The 16,802-nt window shown below is 35.5% G+C and carries 18 protein-coding genes; 7 read left to right on the forward strand and 11 right to left on the reverse strand.

Features of this window, described 5'->3' with window-relative positions:
* Positions 1-35: 35 nt before the first annotated feature.
* Both L2586_RS15160 and L2586_RS15165 read right to left on the reverse strand, forming a co-directional pair.
* Positions 36-920, reverse strand: coding sequence for a ParB/RepB/Spo0J family partition protein (locus L2586_RS15160; protein WP_235293769.1), 885 nt, complete (start codon positions 918-920; stop codon positions 36-38).
* Complete coding sequence (locus L2586_RS15165; protein ID WP_235293770.1) at positions 921-1,748, reverse strand: ParA family protein; 828 nt, start codon at positions 1,746-1,748, stop codon at positions 921-923.
* 124 nt (positions 1,749-1,872) lie between these two features.
* Between L2586_RS15165 and L2586_RS15170 the strand changes: the two genes are divergently transcribed.
* Positions 1,873-2,415, forward strand: a complete 543-nt coding sequence (locus L2586_RS15170) for an NADPH-dependent FMN reductase (protein ID WP_235293771.1) — start codon at positions 1,873-1,875, stop codon at positions 2,413-2,415.
* A gap of 1 nt (position 2,416) precedes the next feature.
* Here L2586_RS15170 and L2586_RS15175 read toward each other — a convergent pair whose 3' ends face one another.
* Positions 2,417-3,031 carry an START domain-containing protein gene (locus L2586_RS15175; protein ID WP_235293772.1) on the reverse strand — a complete coding sequence of 205 codons (615 nt, stop codon included), beginning with the start codon at positions 3,029-3,031 and terminating at the stop codon, positions 2,417-2,419.
* A 153-nt stretch (positions 3,032-3,184) separates the two neighbouring features.
* On the opposite strand from L2586_RS15175, the gene L2586_RS15180 reads away from it, so the two are divergent.
* Both L2586_RS15180 and tnpA read left to right on the forward strand, forming a co-directional pair.
* The gene (locus L2586_RS15180; RefSeq protein ID WP_235293773.1) at positions 3,185-4,360 is read left to right on the forward strand and encodes an AIR synthase related protein; all 1,176 of its coding nucleotides are present in this window, start codon (positions 3,185-3,187) and stop codon (positions 4,358-4,360) included.
* 348 nt (positions 4,361-4,708) lie between these two features.
* Entirely contained in the window at positions 4,709-5,170 is a 462-nt protein-coding gene (gene tnpA / locus L2586_RS15185) for an IS200/IS605 family transposase (protein WP_235293774.1), read from the forward strand.
* 290 nt (positions 5,171-5,460) lie between these two features.
* Here tnpA and L2586_RS15190 read toward each other — a convergent pair whose 3' ends face one another.
* Positions 5,461-6,168 (reverse strand): hypothetical protein, encoded by a 708-nt coding sequence (locus L2586_RS15190; protein ID WP_235293775.1) that lies wholly within the window; start codon positions 6,166-6,168, stop codon positions 5,461-5,463.
* Positions 6,169-6,180: 12 nt separating this feature from the next.
* Positions 6,181-7,512, reverse strand: coding sequence for an adenylosuccinate lyase (purB, locus tag L2586_RS15195; RefSeq protein WP_235293776.1), 1,332 nt, complete (start codon positions 7,510-7,512; stop codon positions 6,181-6,183).
* A 44-nt stretch (positions 7,513-7,556) separates the two neighbouring features.
* On the opposite strand from purB, the gene L2586_RS15200 reads away from it, so the two are divergent.
* Together L2586_RS15200 and L2586_RS15205 are read left to right on the forward strand one after the other, a co-directional pair.
* Positions 7,557-8,729 carry a tetratricopeptide repeat protein gene (locus tag L2586_RS15200; RefSeq protein WP_235293777.1) on the forward strand — a complete coding sequence of 391 codons (1,173 nt, stop codon included), beginning with the start codon at positions 7,557-7,559 and terminating at the stop codon, positions 8,727-8,729.
* A 1-nt stretch (position 8,730) separates the two neighbouring features.
* Positions 8,731-9,432: an SIMPL domain-containing protein gene (locus tag L2586_RS15205; protein WP_235293778.1), complete on the forward strand. Its 702-nt coding sequence runs from the start codon at positions 8,731-8,733 to the stop codon at positions 9,430-9,432.
* A gap of 8 nt (positions 9,433-9,440) precedes the next feature.
* Here L2586_RS15205 and L2586_RS15210 read toward each other — a convergent pair whose 3' ends face one another.
* From L2586_RS15210 to L2586_RS15220, 3 genes are all read right to left on the reverse strand, one after another.
* Positions 9,441-10,382, reverse strand: a complete 942-nt coding sequence (locus tag L2586_RS15210) for a hypothetical protein (protein ID WP_235293779.1) — start codon at positions 10,380-10,382, stop codon at positions 9,441-9,443.
* A gap of 114 nt (positions 10,383-10,496) precedes the next feature.
* Positions 10,497-10,922, reverse strand: coding sequence for a hypothetical protein (locus L2586_RS15215; RefSeq protein WP_235293780.1), 426 nt, complete (start codon positions 10,920-10,922; stop codon positions 10,497-10,499).
* Positions 10,922-11,176, reverse strand: a complete 255-nt coding sequence (locus tag L2586_RS15220) for a SemiSWEET transporter (RefSeq protein WP_235293829.1) — start codon at positions 11,174-11,176, stop codon at positions 10,922-10,924. The genes L2586_RS15215 and L2586_RS15220 overlap by 1 nt, the downstream gene beginning before the upstream one ends.
* Positions 11,177-11,450: 274 nt before the next feature.
* Between L2586_RS15220 and L2586_RS15225 the strand changes: the two genes are divergently transcribed.
* The gene (locus L2586_RS15225) at positions 11,451-11,681 is read left to right on the forward strand and encodes a DUF3820 family protein (protein WP_235293781.1); all 231 of its coding nucleotides are present in this window, start codon (positions 11,451-11,453) and stop codon (positions 11,679-11,681) included.
* 1 nt (position 11,682) lies between these two features.
* Positions 11,683-13,428, forward strand: coding sequence for an arylsulfatase (locus L2586_RS15230; protein ID WP_235293782.1), 1,746 nt, complete (start codon positions 11,683-11,685; stop codon positions 13,426-13,428).
* Between the two features lie 60 nt (positions 13,429-13,488).
* On the opposite strand, the gene L2586_RS15235 is transcribed toward L2586_RS15230, so the two are convergent.
* From L2586_RS15235 to lgt, 3 genes are all read right to left on the reverse strand, one after another.
* Entirely contained in the window at positions 13,489-14,274 is a 786-nt protein-coding gene (locus tag L2586_RS15235; RefSeq protein ID WP_235293783.1) for a class I SAM-dependent methyltransferase, read from the reverse strand.
* Positions 14,264-15,769: a TlpA disulfide reductase family protein gene (locus L2586_RS15240; protein ID WP_235293784.1), complete on the reverse strand. Its 1,506-nt coding sequence runs from the start codon at positions 15,767-15,769 to the stop codon at positions 14,264-14,266. The genes L2586_RS15235 and L2586_RS15240 overlap by 11 nt, the downstream gene beginning before the upstream one ends.
* Positions 15,770-15,835: 66 nt before the next feature.
* Positions 15,836-16,654: a prolipoprotein diacylglyceryl transferase gene (gene lgt / locus L2586_RS15245; RefSeq protein ID WP_348535565.1), complete on the reverse strand. Its 819-nt coding sequence runs from the start codon at positions 16,652-16,654 to the stop codon at positions 15,836-15,838.
* Positions 16,655-16,802: the final 148 nt, after the last annotated feature.

Here is a 16,802-nt window from a genome sequence, read left to right on the forward strand (position 1 = left end):
GATTTAAGAAACGTCCAGCTTATCGATGTTGTTGCTTAGTTTAATAATGCTTCGATGATATTGTTCAGTTCATCATCTGATTTAAACGGGATTCTAATTTCTCCTTTTCCAGATGCTGCTCTTTTTATAACGGATTTATAACCGATTTTTTCAGCGATATTCTTTTCCATTTTGGCTACTTCAGGATGCTTTTTTTCAGAAACTGGCTTAGGACCATGGACTTTTTCCGTCTTATATTCTTTGATTAGGTTTTCGAGTGTCCTTACTGAAAGTTGCTGATCTATTGTTTGTTTATAAAGTTTAAGCTGAAGTGAAAGATCATCGATAGCGAGCAGTGCACGTGCATGTCCCATAGAAATCGTTTCATTTTTTAATGCTGTCTGTATTTCTGGGGGAAGCTTTAATAAACGAACATAGTTAGAAATGGTAGCTCTCTTTTTTCCTACACGCTCTGATAATTGCTCATGCGTGAAATCGAATTCTCCAAGAAGTCGATTATAACTGATAGCAACTTCTAGTGCATTAAGATTCTCTCTCTGAATATTTTCCACTAAGGCCATTTCTAGCATCAGCGTATCATCTGCAATTCGAATAAATGCCGGCACCTCCTTAAGTCCTGCTAGTTTAGAAGCACGGAACCTTCTTTCACCTGAAATGAGTTGGAAATTACCGTCCTTCATATCACGAACAGTAATTGCCTGAATGATTCCATAAGTTCTTATAGATTCAGCTAACTCTTCTAACTGTTCCTGATCGAATTGCTTCCTTGGTTGGAATGGATTTATTTCTATATTTTCAAGATCAATAAACTCTATGTGGTTGCTCAGCTTTCGAACAACTTGCTCTTTTTCTTCGCTACTATCTTCTATATTATTAAGTAGTGCTCTGATTCCTTTGCCCAGTTCCTTTTTCTTACCCATTTATATTTTACTCTTCTTCATTTTATTATCAAACGATTCCATCTTCTCTTTATCGTAAATGGAGTCATCATTTTTCTTTAAAAACTCATTTGCCAAATTTAGGAAATTGCTCGTTCCTTTTGAACTAGCATCATATAGAATTACAGGTAATCCGGCACTTGGAGATTCACCTATTTTTGAATTCCGATGAATAATGGTGTCAAATATGAAGTCCTTAATAATGGCATTTACTTCTTCTACTACTAAATTGGCCATTCTTAATCTTCTATCGTACATAGATAAAACGATTCCTTCTATTTCTAAATCTGGGTTCAAATTATTTTTTACGAGTTCAATAGTGTTTTTTAATTTCCCTAATCCTTCTAAAGAGAAAATTTCACATTGAACAGGAATAATAACTGAATCTGCAGCAACTAATGCATTTACTGTAATTAAGCCTAATGAAGGCAAGCAATCGATGAAAATATAGTCATAATCATCCTTTACTTGATCGATCATAGTTTTCATTACGAACTCTCTGCGTTTAACACTGACTAGTTCTACTTCTGCTCCTACTAAATTGATATCAGAAGGAAGTAAATAAAGATTAGGAGTGCTAGTTTCTTTAATTACCGTCTTCGGATCGATACCTTCCATTAAGCAATCATAGATAGAAAACTCCACTTCATTTTCATATATTCCAACGCCAGAGCTTGAATTCGCTTGTGGATCTGAATCTACAAGCAAAACCTTTTTTTGTAATACAGCAAGCGCAGCAGCAAGGTTAATTGCAGTAGTTGTCTTTCCAACTCCTCCTTTCTGATTTGCGATTGCAATTATTTTTCCCATTATTAACTTATTATTTTATGTCCATTTTCGGTGCGAGATTACAACGAAAAATTATATTTGCAAAGTTACAAAGATAAAGTTCAACTTTTGGATTATTAAGATGTTCTTATAAAAAGATGATTAAATGATTACAGTAATTGCTGGTACGAATCGAAAAGGAAGTAGAACAAAACAAGTTGCTGAGCGCTATTTCGAATTAATTAGCAAGTATTCGGATGAAGAAATAAAATTTCTAGCATTAGAGGATTTATCTGAAGATTTCATGCATTCTTTAATGTATATATCAGAACATCAAAATAATGATCTAGCTGAAAAGCAAGATGAATTTTTCACACCTGCTGATAAATTGGTCTTCGTCGTTCCTGAATATAACGGAAGTTTTCCAGGCATATTCAAGTTGTTTATCGATGCTATTTCTATTCGAAACTATAAAGAGAATTTCCAAGGGAAGAAAGTAGCCTTAATCGGTGTTGCTTCAGGACGTGGAGGTAACTTGCGTGGTATGGATCATTTGACTACAAGTTTGAATTACTTAAAGATGAATATCTTTCCGAACCGTTTGCCCATTGCCTTAATAGAAAAAGTAATGGATGAATTTGGACAATTTACAGAACCCGCCTTGATTAAAGAATTAGATTCACATGCCCAAGGATTCATTTCCTTTTAGATTAAAGCTGCTCTAAGACAACTTTGAGCTGATGCACCGTTTTTACTGGAGAGCTATTTTCTAAATATTCCTTGATGTAGTTTGGTAAAGTGCCACCGCGATCTACCAGGAATTGATAAACTAGCTCTTTAGAACCGTCTTTATTATTCCTTATAACGATGTGACCTTTAGAATAGGGAACCCTTACCATACTTGAAACTTTTGGTGTAGCATGGGGCAAACTTCTAAAATCTATTCTCAATTTATGTGGAGCATCTTCTGCTAATATCATTTCTCCATAGTCATCACGATCACTTACTGGCCACGGAGCATCGAATATGCTATAATATTCTTTCTTGTTGCCTTCAGACTTTTTCACAATGCTCATTTTGCATCCACTCATCCATTTTTCAATGTTGTTTGGATTAAGTAAAAATTCCTTGGCTTTATTCATGTCAATGTTCAAATTTAAGATCGCCTTAACTTCTTTAAACTCGAAACCGTCTATACTTCTGCTATATAACTTAACACCATTCTCTTCTTTCACAAAATTCCATTCTTGGGCAATGATAGTGTCCAATGGACTACTAAAGCTAATGATGCCTAAGAAAAAACTTAATATGGTAGTTTTAATCATTTCCTAATTATTGTTGATTACACTAATAAGACGTTTAGAAAACATAAATGGATCCAATTTTAACGAAATATTAATACAATCGTAAATTTGAAGACTTAACAGCATTATTCTATGTTTTATTATTTTCTGATAAAATAATTTTAGATTTGCGTCATGAGCGATGATTTAAAATACGGTTTACGTGGGGTTTCTGCATCGAAAGACGAAGTTCATGTAGCCATCGAAGGATTAGATAAAGGTTTGTTTGACCTTGCGTTTTGTAAAATATTACCAGATTTTGCTGGAAATGATGATGCTTATTGTAACATCATGCATGCTGATACTGCAGGTACGAAGCCAAGTTTAGCCTATGCGTATTGGAAGGAAACTGGCGATCTAAGTGTATGGAAAGGTATCGCTCAAGACGCCTTGATTATGAATTTAGATGACATGGCCTGTGTAGGTTGCGTGGATAATATGATTATTTCATCTACTATCGGCAGAAATAAAAATCTGATCACTGGTGAGGTGATCACCGCTATCATTCAAGGCACGAAGCAGTTGCTGGAGGAATATGCAGAGCTCGGTATTCATATACATCATGCAGGAGGGGAAACAGCAGATGTGGGTGATATTGTTAGAACTGCTGATGTTGGTTTCACAGCTTTTGGAAGAATGAAACGATCGGATTTAATCATTAATGATATTCAAGAGGGTGATGTTATTGTTGCTTTCGCTTCCGATGGTCAATGTACGTACGAAGACTCTTATAATGGAGGGATGGGTAGTAATGGATTGACTTCTGCACGACATGATGTTTTAGATAAAATTTATCGCAAAAAATACCCAGATACTTATGACGCTAATATCCCAGAATCTTTAATTTATGCTGGATCTAAGTTACTTACGGATACTTTGAATATAGAAGGTGAGGAAATTCCAGTTGGTAAGTTGATACTTTCGCCTACTAGAACTTATATTCCTTTGATTCAACAGTTTATGCGATATAAGGATCAGATAAATGGAATGATCCATTGTACTGGCGGAGCACAGACCAAAGTTCTGAAATTTATAAAGGGAAAGAAGATTGTTAAGAACAATATGTTTGAAACACCTCCACTTTTTAAGATGATTCAGGCTGAATCTGGGACATCTTGGAAGGAGATGTATCAGGTATTCAATATGGGTCATAGATTAGAGGTATACACGAATAAGGATACGGCTTTGGAAATGATAGAAATAGGAGCATCTTTTAATATTAAAGGACAGATCATCGGGCATGTGGAATCATCTGAGTTTAATGAAGTTGAGATCCAAAGTCAGTACGGAACTTTCAATTACTCGGAATAAATAGTTGAAAAAGGAAGGAAGCCCTTAGGTGTCGCTCCTCTGGAGCTAGATTCAGTTTTTTGGTGGGTATTACAAAGGTTAGGCTCCTCTGGAGCCATGTGAAATTACGAAGTGGCAATGTAATCTGAGTATGGGTGAAACCCAAACAGTGATGTATCTAAATATTAAACGCCCAAATGGTTAGCTGATATTAGTAGTTACACAACCCCAGCGGGGTTAGACCTATGTAGCGTCAATAGCGATTTATCAAAGAGCCCTGTAGGGGTGACACCTAATAAGATGGCACTACTGTGGCATCTGTGTTGAAACATTTGTTGTAATGCATTATCTTTAGATAAAATCTTAATTATGGCAAATACATATACCCAAATTAACATACAACTAGTATTTGCTGTCAAAGGGAGACAGAATTTGATTATAGAAAAGCACCGTGAAAGATTGGAAAAATTCATGTGTGGTATTATTAGAAATAATAAATCTAAGCCTCTTGCCATTTATTGTAATCCTGACCATACACATGTGTTTATTGGATTGCACCCAAGTATTGCCATTTCAGATATTACCAGGGAAATAAAATCTAGTTCATCAAAATTCATTAATGATGAAAAATGGATTCGTGGTAAATTTGCTTGGCAAGAAGGTTTTGGAGCATTTTCATATGCGAAATCACAAATTGGTTTAGTCGTTAAGTATATTTTAAATCAACCTGAACATCATAAGAAAACTTCTTTTAGGGAAGAATATATTGAGTTTTTAAACAAATTTGAAATCAAATATAAAGAAGAATATTTGTTTGATTTTAATGATTGAATGTTCTAGAAAGCACTAAGGTGTCGCTCCTCTGGAGCCATATGCAGATACGAACAGGCATAGTAGCCTGGGTATGGGTGAAACCCAAACAGTGATGTATCTAAATATTAAACGCCCAAATGGTTAGCTGATATTAGTAGTTACACAACCCCAGCGGGGTTAGACCTATGTAGCGTCAATAGAGATTTATCAAAGAGCCCTGTAGGGGTGACACTTTTGTCTTTTATAACCACAAAAAAAGCCTCTACCGATTGCTTTCGATAGAGGCTCCTATTTTATCTTGAAAATAATTATTCTTCTTCAGATAGGTCTTTCACCGCTTCACCCATATCAGATTTCACATCCTTGATCTCTTCAGACACTTCAGACATTGCTTCCTTTGTTTCAACAACAACTTCCTCTACTCCTTCTGAAACAGCTTCCTTAACCTCCGCTAAATCTTCAGCAACGACTTTCGCAGCCTCTGAAGTTTTCTCTTTCACCGCATTTATTGAATTCTCTTTTAATTCATCTGATACCTTTTCAACAACCTCCTCCGTATTTTTAGAAAATTCACTCGCAGCAGTTTCTGATTGAGATTTCAAATCTTCAGCAACATCAGAAGGAGCATCATCTCCACCAAATCTCGTTTTGTATTCTTCCGTTGCCTTCGCAGTATACTCCTGCGTTTTATGAACCACTTTCTCTCCTGCTTCTTTCGCTTTATGAACAACGTTCTTAACAGTCTCATTATTCATAGCTTTCTCAGCCAAATCTTCTGCTTTATCCTTGATCTGGTGACCAGCTTCTTTTGTTTTATCTACAAAATCCTTAACTGTTTCATTTTTCATTGCTTTATCAGCAAGTTCTTTAACATTTTCTGCTAAATCTTCAACAGCATCTGAGGCCTTGTCCCCAAAATCTTTTAAGCTTTCTTTCGCATTCTGGAAGGTTTCGCTCTCAGCAAAATCTTCTACAGTATCTTTTGATTTTTTAAATAAATTCTTGAAAAAGTTCATTTGTTTCTAAGTTTAAAAATATCCAACATAATTGTGAGGAGTAATGGCGAGCATCTCCGCCTTAATATTATCATTAACTTTTAATTCTGAAATAAAGTTCGCAATACTGGATTTAGTAATTTTATTATTTCCTCTTGTTAGTAATTTTAAAGCTTCGTATGGCTTCTCATAACCTTCTCTTCTTAATATATTCTGAATCGCTTCACTAACAACCGCCCAATTGTCCTCTAGATCTTGATCCATTTTAGAAGTGTTAACTAAGACCTTACTCAGCCCTTTTAATAAAGATTGGTACGCAATTAAAGAATGCCCAAACGGAACACCGACATTACGCAATACCGTAGAATCTGTTAAGTCTCGCTGTAATCTCGAAATGGGAAGCTTTCCACTTAAGTGATTAAATATCGCATTGGCAATGCCAAAATTCCCCTCTGCATTCTCAAAATCAATAGGATTTACCTTATGTGGCATAGCTGATGATCCCACCTCACCTGCAATTACTTTCTGTTTAAAGTAGTCCATTGAAATATATGTCCAAAAATCTCTAGCCAGATCAATAAAAATCGTATTTATTCTTGCAAATGCGTCGAACAACGCTGCTAGTTGATCATAGTGAGCAATTTGAGTAGTATACTTAGATCGTTTCAATCCTAAGGCCTCGGAAACAAAACGATCTCCAAATTCTATCCAATCCGTATCAGGATAACTCACCTTGTGAGCATTAAAATTACCAGTCGCACCACCGAATTTCGCTTTAATTTCTATAGATCTTAATTGCTCAATTTGTACCTCTAAGCGCTCTACAAAAACAAGCATCTCTTTTCCTAGTGTAGTAGGGGAGGCTGGTTGGCCATGCGTTCTGGCTAACATCGGCATGCCTTTCCATTCATTAGCTAGTGTTTTCAATCTTTCTACAAGGGATGAAAGATGAACGAGCATCACTTGATCTACAGAATCTTTAATCATTAATGGAAAAGCTGTATTATTAATATCCTGAGATGTCAATCCAAAGTGGATGAATTCCAAATGTTTGTCTAAACCTAATTTCCTAAATTCCTCCTTAATGAAATACTCTACAGCTTTAACATCATGATTTGTCGTTTTCTCGGTTTCTTTGATGATTTCAGCATCTTTTTCACTGAAATGCTCAACAATTTTCGAGATATCTGCTTTATTCTTTTCATTGACATCACTTAATTGAGGGACTGTTTCGCAAAGCTGTAAGAAGTACTTTATTTCTACAAATACCCTATATTTGATTAATGCTTGCTCTGAGAAATAGGGTTTAAGAGACTGAATTTTTGATTCATATCTTCCATCGAGTGGAGAAAGTGCTGATAACATTCAACTTGGTTTAGTTATTAAAGCTGTAAATGTAAAAAAAACAAATGGAAGTAGTTTTAGGAGTAGTGATCGGAATTGTGACAATTTTTGGAATTGTATTCAGCAGGCTGCTTACTACTTTTATTCACGAACTAGGTCATAGCATGAGTGCACTGCTACTTACTGATGGTCCTGTTAATATGTACGTAGGTACGGATAGAAATGTACAGGAGAAGAAGCAATTAAAGTTAGGAAGATTAACCATTCATTTCTCTTTCATTATTTGGAATTTAGACATCGGACTATGCGCACATCGAGAAAGTGAAAGTCGTATAAAAAATATAATTATTATTTTAAGTGGACCGCTCTTTAGTTTGCTTTTAGCTAGTGTCTTGTTATTCCTTCTTTTCCAAGAAAATATAGATGATGGAATTAAATTTATTCTAGCAATTTTAATGATATCCTCTTTCTGGGATTTTATCATCAATTTAATTCCTAGTCATATTGCTTTTAAATTGCCCAATGGTCATACCGTTTATAATGATGGTCGGCAGCTATTGGAATTATTTGCGAAAAACGATTTGCCTGATTTGTACAATGAAGCTTTAGATGAGATCGATGCAGGAAACTATTCTGAGGCATTGAGGAAATTAGACATGCTCGATAATGATCAGAAACAAGAGCGCTATTTTTATGAAACTAAGATGGAAATTTATCACTTGACTAAAGATTCTAAAGCATTCGTGAAGGAATTTGAAGACTATATCTCGGAGATGAATCCAGGATTAAAGTATGTTGCGTATTGGGCTAAAGCTAAAATTAGACTTCATGCTTATGATGAAGTTGTAGAAAAACTTACAAACATTATTTACGATGGAAAAGCGAATTATGACTTGTATTTTCTGAGAGGAAAAGCACTTGTTGAGTTAAGTGAGTATAATGATGCCATGCGAGATTTTCATGCCTTGACGCTTGGCAAAATTGAAGATCCATTAGCATTAGCGAATAGAGCATATTGTCAATATAGGTTGGGATATCAGGAAGAAGCGGAGGAAGATGTATTACAAGCGATAGAGCATGCAAAATTCGAACAAGGGGAGATTTATTTTTTTGCAGGAGTAATATTTGAAGATACGGATGAAGAAAAGGCACTAGCTTTTTATAAAAAAGCGGAAAGTTTAAAATATGATCACCATGCTTTACCGTTTAACATATCACGCATAGAAAAATTTAAATGACATGACAAAGAACTATTCACTACCAGCTGTAATCATGGCAATCGGCTTTATTCTAGGATCTGCTATTCTTGGGATTTATTGGAAGCAAGCTCGAGCAAATGATAGTTTCGTAACGGTAAAAGGTCTATCAGAACGTGAGGTAATTGCTGACCGAGGTTGGATGGCTGTGAATACCTCTTTCGGATCTAATTCTTTAGAAGATATTAAAGCAAGAATGGCATCTCAGGAGAAAAGCATCATTGATTATCTTAAGGAAAAAGGATTTTCAGCCTCAGAAATCACTACTGATAATATTAATATTTACCAGAATGATTATAATAATGCTACGTTTAGGTTTAATGCCAATTTAAGAGTTACCGTCTCCTCCACAAATGTAGATGCTATTGAGAAAGCATCGGGTGACAAGTCTGGTCTGATTTCGAAAGGCGTATTGACTTCAGGTGATAAATGGCAAAATGGACCAAAATACTATTATACAAAGTTTACCGATGTAAAAACAGAAATGATAGCGGAAGCAACACATGAAGCGAAGCGTGCTGCTGAAGAATTTGCAGCTAATTCAGGCGCAAGTGTTGGAAAGATTAGAAGAGCCAATCAAGGTATATTCCAATTTCTCCCAGGAGATCGATCCAGTGAAAGTGCAGAATTCTATAAGGATAAAATTATCCGAGTGGTATCAACGCTAGATTTTTACCTTGATTAAGGGAAGGCCTATTTTCCAGTGATTGCCTTGCCGATTCTTATATATTCATTCTTGACATGCTGGGGCAAACCTCGAGCTCCAGTTGAATTTTCTAAATCAAAACCACTAGGCCAGAAATAACCAATGATACCTACAACCATTTCATCACTATCCGCCAAGGCGTAATAATTCCTTGCCACCTCATCCAAGGTGCTTTTCTTAATGCCACCCAAGCGATGATACAATGGAAGAAAGTGTGAATCCATGACGACAATAATTTGCTGACCATTGGTACATTTCGTTTTTAGTAATTCGAATTCTTCTTGAAACTCCTGATTACTCGTTGGATCCTTTATGAAATAATGATCAAAACCCACCCAGTCAACAGATTCCGGGACCATCATTTCATCTATTGCTCCAGGGGCTTCTACCATCATAATTTTAACATTGGGAAAATCGGCTTTAACATAATCACACGCTTCTTTTAACTCTTCAAATGAGATTCCATTCCAGAAAGGTTCTTCTCCCATGTAGAAGGCTTGAATATATTTTTGATTTTCCTCTATATGGTTAACATTGACAAATTCGGTCCAACGCTCTTGATAATCGCTCCGTAATCCATTTATAACACCACTTTTATCTCCCCCAGTTTCTTTAAGTTCGAAGAATATTTCATTCAGGTGCAGATATGCTTTCATCTGAAATCCATCCATAATCTCTAAGTTGGAGATGATGTTTTGATCAGGTGCGAAAACTAGAATGTCAGCAAGATTAGACATTTCAAAGACTTCACTAGCATAATTTGTTTTCGGATCATCATCAGTCGGATCATCAAAAAAAACATCCACTAAAGAAAAGCCAAAATACTTTAGATTAGGATTTCGAGGGCTTGGTAAAGGTTCAGTGTTAGGATCTTTAGAACAGGAAAAGAAAATACAACTCAGCAGAATGAATATCAGAAATTTCTTCATTGGTATTTCATTTGTTACATAACAAGAGCGAAATAGAATGACAATTGTTACAACAAAAAGCTAATGAAATCTACTGATCTCAACTAACTAGTCGGGTCACATTTAATAAGAATGCTATAAATCAGCATTAACTTTTTCTGTATACTGAATCAATGTTTCTTCAAGTTTTTTAAAGGTAGTCATTGAAATTTCTATCGGTGTGTTTTCCAAGTGATTGCCGACGATGATGTGTACTTTTTCTTCAGTCTTATTGACCTCATGAATATCATTCCAAGGAATAAAAACAGGAGGATGAAATGGCCGGTATCGTTTTACCACACTAAGGTGAATGCCCTCATCATTGTATTGTAAGTATAATCTAGAACTATAATTTAAGTCATTAATACGAGCATTAAATTTACCGAAATTACTCCCGTAAAAATTATCGATACTTCTGTAATTGTTCGATAGTTTGCTCCATGCGGCTCGTGAGAATAAATACAAACTAATTATCCAAAGTGGAAGGAGTGCAAATAGAATAATTATCGCTGTATAATTCATTACTTATATTTTAATTTCATGACTAATATAGAACAAACCAAAATAAAAGTCACACCATTCGCTATAATTATCGGTAGGTCCTTTACTAATATTCCATAAACAAGCCATAGAATAATACCACTAGTTATAAGATAGTACATCGATAAAGAAATATCCTTAGTATTTTTCGTCTTGTAAATTTTGATGACCTGTGGCAAAAAAGAAGTAGTTGTGATGATAGCTGCAACTATGCCTATCAAAGTGATATAACTCATATTAGTAGCGATTTTTTGGCTCTTTTCAAACCATGAAAATAAAGGAACATAAACTCTTATAATTTCAGGTGTAACTCTAAATAGTAGATCACTTTCAAATTGGGCTGCAATATGCAAACTCTAAATTAAATTTGGCACATATTCATGTGAATTTTGGTGTAAATATTCTGTATTTAATGACAAAATAAGGGTAAGTTTTCCATTCCGTTCCCCATTTAGATTCTTACATTATAGTTTTCTTTTATATTGCATATTATAATTCAATGTTATTAGCATGGAAGGACCTGACAAGCAAGTTTTAATTGATATCGTTACGATTCGGATGCCCTTCGGTAAATACAAAGACCGATTGATTTGTGATCTTCCTATCTTCTATTTGGAGTGGTTTAACAAAAAGGAGTGGCCTACAGGAAAAATTGGTTACTTGATGCAGAACGTGTATGAAATTAAAATCAATGGCATGGAACCACTTTTACGCCAGATCAAATCTGTAATCCGTAGATGAAATGAAGCACCTTTGTACATGTTTCTTTCTGATCATAATCTTCACTCTGCAGATCTCAGCACAGCCTAATATCATCATCATTCTTACTGATGATCAAGGTTGGGGTGATGTAAGTTTTAATGGGAATTCAAATTTAAGCACACCTCATATCGACGAATTAGCGAATAATGGAATCATATTCAATCGATTTTTTGTAGAACCAGTTTGTTCTCCCACTAGAGCAGAAATATTGACGGGAAGATACCATGTAAGATCTGGAGTTTATTCAACATCTCGGGGCGGTGAACGGATGAATGCAGATGAAGTTACGATTGCCCAGATTCTTAAAAATAACGGATATAAAACCGCAATTTATGGTAAATGGCACAATGGGATGCAAGCTCCTTACCATCCAAATGCTAAGGGATTCGATGACTTCTATGGTTTTGCATCAGGACACTGGGGCAATTATTTTAGTCCAATGTTAGAGCACAATGGCAAGATTGTTCAAGGTAATGGATTCTTGGCAGATGACTTAACTGATCACGCTATCTCTTACATTGAAAATAATAAAGACCATCCTTTTTTTCTCTTACTTTCGTTAAATACTCCACATAGTCCTATGCAAGTTCCGCAGAAATACTGGGATGGGAAAAAGGATAAGCCACTAGCTATTCATAACATATATCCAGCATCTGAGGATACAATGTTCACCAAAGCAGCATTAGCGATGGTAGAAAATATCGATGATAATGTGGGGCGAATAAACGCTAAGATTAGTCAACTTAATTTAGAGGAAGAAACCATCGTTATCTTTATGTCAGACAATGGTCCGAATGGAGTGCGATGGAACGGTGGCATGAAAGGGAAGAAAGGTTCCACTGATGAAGGTGGTGTTCGGGTGCCGATGGCAATGAAATGGAAAGGACATATAAGACCAGGGATAAAAACAGAAACGATAGCTAGTGGAATTGATATTCTACCCACTTTACTCGACCTAGTTGGGATCGATCATGTTTATTCTAATCCTATTGATGGTATCAGTTTGAAGTCAATTTTAAATGAAAATTCGAGTGAAGCTGATCGGTATTTATTTCAATTTTGGCAAAAGCGGACGTCTGTTAGAAGTCAGTATTTTAGACTTGATGATCAAGATCGCTTGTATCATATGCAATTGGATTCAGGACAAGTTAGAGATGTTCAACAAGACTATCCAGAACAATACCAAGCGATGTTATCTGCTAAAAAGGATTGGGTAGATAATGTTGCATCTCTACTCGATTATGATAGCAGTAGACCGATTACCATTGGGTATCCTGGGTTTGAATTTCACCAGATTCCAGCTAGAGATGCAGAGTTTTCCGGGAATATACACAGATCGAATAGGCATCCTAATTGTACTTTTCTTAGCAACTGGACTGCTCTAAATGATGAGATTTATTGGAATGTAGATATAGTAGAAGAAGGTGATTTCTCGGTGGAGATTTTTTATACTTGTCCTGAAGAAGATGTTGGCAGTTCTTTCGAATTAACTTGTGGTGATGCTCGAATTACTTCTAAAATCACAGTAGCCTTTGATCCACCATTTACAGGAGCAATAAATGATATTTATCCAAGAATGGAAAGTGATACGAAGGATTTTAAGTCAATGTCAATCGGGGAATTTAGATTATCTAAAGGCCCCCAAAAGCTTTCCTTAAAAGCATTGGATATTCCCGGGAATTCAGTAATGGATTTTAGATTATTGATGTTAAGACGAGTAAAATAAATGGCTATGTGTCATCATTTACACCTAAAAAAAGTAATGGCTCTAATAATGAAAAGTCTATTATTTGCTAGCTTTTATAGCGTACACCATTGGAATCTTATCACCTAATGGCTCGATACGGAACTTGCCAGGCTCGAATTCAACTGTTTTCTGAAAGCAATCATAGGGTGAATAATCGTATTCATTAAATTGATTCAGCGTTAATCCTGAGTTAATTAAAGCATTTAGAATTTCAGAAATGTCATGATTCCAACTCACACTCTCGTATAATTGATCTTCGGCACCATCAGTATAGGTCATTTCTGCTTCTTCTATTCTTACTTTATTGAAGTATGGATACTTAATGTGCGTGAAATCATCATCCATCATCCAGATAACAGGATGAAAATCAGCCATTATGAATACGCCATCTTTTTTCAAAAAGTGGGAAACAACTGATGCCCATTTGTCCAGATCAGGAAGCCATCCGATTGTCCCGTAACTTGTGAAAACAATATCGAATTCTTGATCTAAGTGATCAGGAAGACTATAAATGTCACAACAAATAAACTTGCTGCTTGAATTCGTAGTTTTAGCTAATTGTTTCGCTTTAGCGATTGCATTATCACTAAAATCTACACCAGTAGAATCTGCTCCCATTCGATTTAGGGAAATTGTATCTTGTCCAAAGTGACATTGTAAGTGCAAGATGGACTTACCCTTGAGATCACCAAGAAGTTCTAGTTCGATTGGATTCAAGGAATTGCGACCTGCAATAAATGATTCATTATCATAGAAATCTGAATCAAAGTGAACTTCAGCCCTTTGATTCCATGATTTCTTATTGATATTAATATCAGTTTCCACGCTTTTCTTTATCTCTGTCAATGATGGTATATACTTGGTTAACTTTTAAGTTTTTTCCGATTATCTTACGTTCAGGATTTAGAATATAGAGCTCAGGAGTATTGTCCACATAATATTTAGCATAGATGGCTTTATTCGTTGGATCGAAAACGCTAATCCATGGCATACCATACTTTTTCACCGCATCTCTCCATTTATCATCTTCTGTATTAACGGCTATTCCGTATACTTCAAATTCTTTTGGAGACTGATTGTTATATAAGTCTACAAGTTTGGGAGTTTGCTCAGCACAGTGTTCGCATTCTGGATTCCACATATAAACAATGATATAAGGCGTTTTTATATCATTGATAGAGTAAGTTTTGCCATCTATTCCATCGGCGGTAACATTCGGACCGACTTGGCCAACTAAACTACTAGCCATTTCGTAAGCTCTCATTTGAATTCCATAAGTCTGAACCGTATCTTGCCAAAACGCTCTTTCTTTGGTGAAATAATTCTGAATCATATGAACGAATACTGCTTCAGCATCCATTAGAGAGGTCTTCGTTGGCTCATATTTCAACGTAATCCAATTAACAAAATACTTGTAATATTCGTCATTGTTCAAACATTGATTGATCAGAATATCCGTATATTTCTTGATGGAATCGGGTTGCTGTGGCATGATGCTACCATAGTATTTTTCTAGCTTGTTCGAAATTACTGGTGTTCTCATCAATCGTGGATCATCAAAATTTGTATTCGTCCAGTATTCTTTTTTTAATTCTGCAAGGTATGCTGTAGACAAGCTACCGTTAGTTTCGAAGTCATATTTGATATTAGGATTCTGCCCAGCTTCCTTGAATGCTGTAAAAAGTGATTTAGGATCTTTTCTAAACATAGATTCTAAGTGAGCCACTTTTTTATCCATAAGTTGTTTCTGCTCTTCGATTAAAGCGTTGTGTTCAGCAGAACCAACTTGGAGATTTTGGAACGCAGCACCAACTCTATTAAACTCAGGCTGCATCCCTAATTCAAATTTCATCGATTCATATAACATTTCGGTCTCTTTACTTCCATTTACCTTCATACTATTGACGATATCGCCGTCTACAGTAGATAATGTGAAAGATTGATCAGCATCTATAATCATTTGAATAGCTGTCGATCTATCCGGATATAGGGCATAATATAAACCAGGAGTAACAGGTTCGTCTCTTTTGAAATGAACGACTCCATTGACTGGCCTTAAGGAATCCACTAGGAAGTATTGTTCTGCAAAAATACCCATAAGGTAGAAAGTACCATTCGGCATTCCTTCTATTTTCAGCTTTACATCTAGATTTTCTAATTTTCGATTCGGGTCAGGTGTTTGTGATATTCTTTTGTAATTTCCACCAGATGTATAAGTACTTACAGCATTAGAATTAGAAGTGTCTGCTGCATTTCCGTTTCCACAAGAAATAAAAGACATTGTAAGAATGCCAATAAATAATAGGTATAAAAATTTCATTTAACTTTCGATTTGCACGTAAAATTACTATAAATTGAAGGAAATATAAAGAAAATTATTAATACGTTATTTTCTTTTCCAAATCATGACCAATATACCGCCGATGATGAAAGGAATACTTAGGAGTTGTCCCATGTTATAAGTCATTCCATCTTCAAAGGCTACTTGATTAATTTTAAAGAATTCTATTAAGAATCTAGCAACAAAAAGCAAGGTGAAGAATAATCCGAAAAGAAAGCCTTTCCCAACCTTCATGGACTTCGATCGATATAGGAACAAGAGAATTGCAAAAATGGCAAAATATGCTAGAGACTCATATAATTGAGCAGGATGACGTGCTACATTATCTACTCTCTTAAAGATTACTCCAAAATCAGTTCCCGTTGCTTTACCCAAAATTTCAGAGTTCATGAAATTACCTAATCTGATAAATGCTCCAGCAAGCGCTCCAGCAACGGCCACTTTATCTAGTACTCCGAAAAATGGTTCTTTTGTTTTTCTGCAATACAACCATATGGCTATGAAAACACCAAGAATTCCGCCATGACTGGCTAAACCCTGAAATCCAGTATAATTAAATGTTCCTCCATGCCAGTTGAAAGGTAAGATCATTTCAAGTGGGTGGCTGAGATAATAATCTGGTTCGTAAAATAAACAATGCCCTAATCGAGCACCCAGAACTGTAGCAACAAAAATGTAAAAAGCAAGCGTGTCTAGGTTTTCTAGATCCAATCCTTCCTTTTTATACATGTTTTTCACAATCATGTACCCAAGAAAAAGCCCACCAGCAAATAGCAAACTGTAATATCTGATCGGTAATGCTCCGAACAGATTAAAAATTACTGGATCTGGTCCCCAAGTAATAGCAAGGTTTATCATCTTTATTAACTTATGTTCAAGTGGCAAAAGTATTATAATTTATTGGGATCAATCAGATGGGATTACATTTATTATACAAAACCACAGATTTTCAACGAAATTGTATAAAATAAATGTTATTAGATTTATGTAATTTCGATCTATTGATCGTCTA

The organism is Portibacter lacus (assembly GCF_021533215.1).
GTDB lineage: Bacteria > Bacteroidota > Bacteroidia > Chitinophagales > Saprospiraceae > Portibacter > Portibacter lacus.

Bases quoted from the DNA above. Each gene is read 5' to 3' on its own strand.
- L2586_RS15160 (WP_235293769.1), bottom strand. From the start codon at position 920: ATGGGTAAGAAAAAGGAACTGGGCAAAGGAATCAGAGCACTACTTAAT.
- L2586_RS15165 (WP_235293770.1), bottom strand. From the start codon at position 1,748: ATGGGAAAAATAATTGCAATCGCAAATCAGAAAGGAGGAGTTGGAAAG.
- L2586_RS15170 (WP_235293771.1), top strand. From the start codon at position 1,873: ATGATTACAGTAATTGCTGGTACGAATCGAAAAGGAAGTAGAACAAAA.
- L2586_RS15175 (WP_235293772.1), bottom strand. From the start codon at position 3,031: ATGATTAAAACTACCATATTAAGTTTTTTCTTAGGCATCATTAGCTTT.
- L2586_RS15180 (WP_235293773.1), top strand. From the start codon at position 3,185: ATGAGCGATGATTTAAAATACGGTTTACGTGGGGTTTCTGCATCGAAA.
- tnpA (WP_235293774.1), top strand. From the start codon at position 4,709: ATGGCAAATACATATACCCAAATTAACATACAACTAGTATTTGCTGTC.
- L2586_RS15190 (WP_235293775.1), bottom strand. From the start codon at position 6,168: ATGAACTTTTTCAAGAATTTATTTAAAAAATCAAAAGATACTGTAGAA.
- purB (WP_235293776.1), bottom strand. From the start codon at position 7,512: ATGTTATCAGCACTTTCTCCACTCGATGGAAGATATGAATCAAAAATT.
- L2586_RS15200 (WP_235293777.1), top strand. From the start codon at position 7,557: ATGGAAGTAGTTTTAGGAGTAGTGATCGGAATTGTGACAATTTTTGGA.
- L2586_RS15205 (WP_235293778.1), top strand. From the start codon at position 8,731: ATGACAAAGAACTATTCACTACCAGCTGTAATCATGGCAATCGGCTTT.
- L2586_RS15210 (WP_235293779.1), bottom strand. From the start codon at position 10,382: ATGAAGAAATTTCTGATATTCATTCTGCTGAGTTGTATTTTCTTTTCC.
- L2586_RS15215 (WP_235293780.1), bottom strand. From the start codon at position 10,922: ATGAATTATACAGCGATAATTATTCTATTTGCACTCCTTCCACTTTGG.
- L2586_RS15220 (WP_235293829.1), bottom strand. From the start codon at position 11,176: ATGAGTTATATCACTTTGATAGGCATAGTTGCAGCTATCATCACAACT.
- L2586_RS15225 (WP_235293781.1), top strand. From the start codon at position 11,451: ATGGAAGGACCTGACAAGCAAGTTTTAATTGATATCGTTACGATTCGG.
- L2586_RS15230 (WP_235293782.1), top strand. From the start codon at position 11,683: ATGAAGCACCTTTGTACATGTTTCTTTCTGATCATAATCTTCACTCTG.
- L2586_RS15240 (WP_235293784.1), bottom strand. From the start codon at position 15,769: ATGAAATTTTTATACCTATTATTTATTGGCATTCTTACAATGTCTTTT.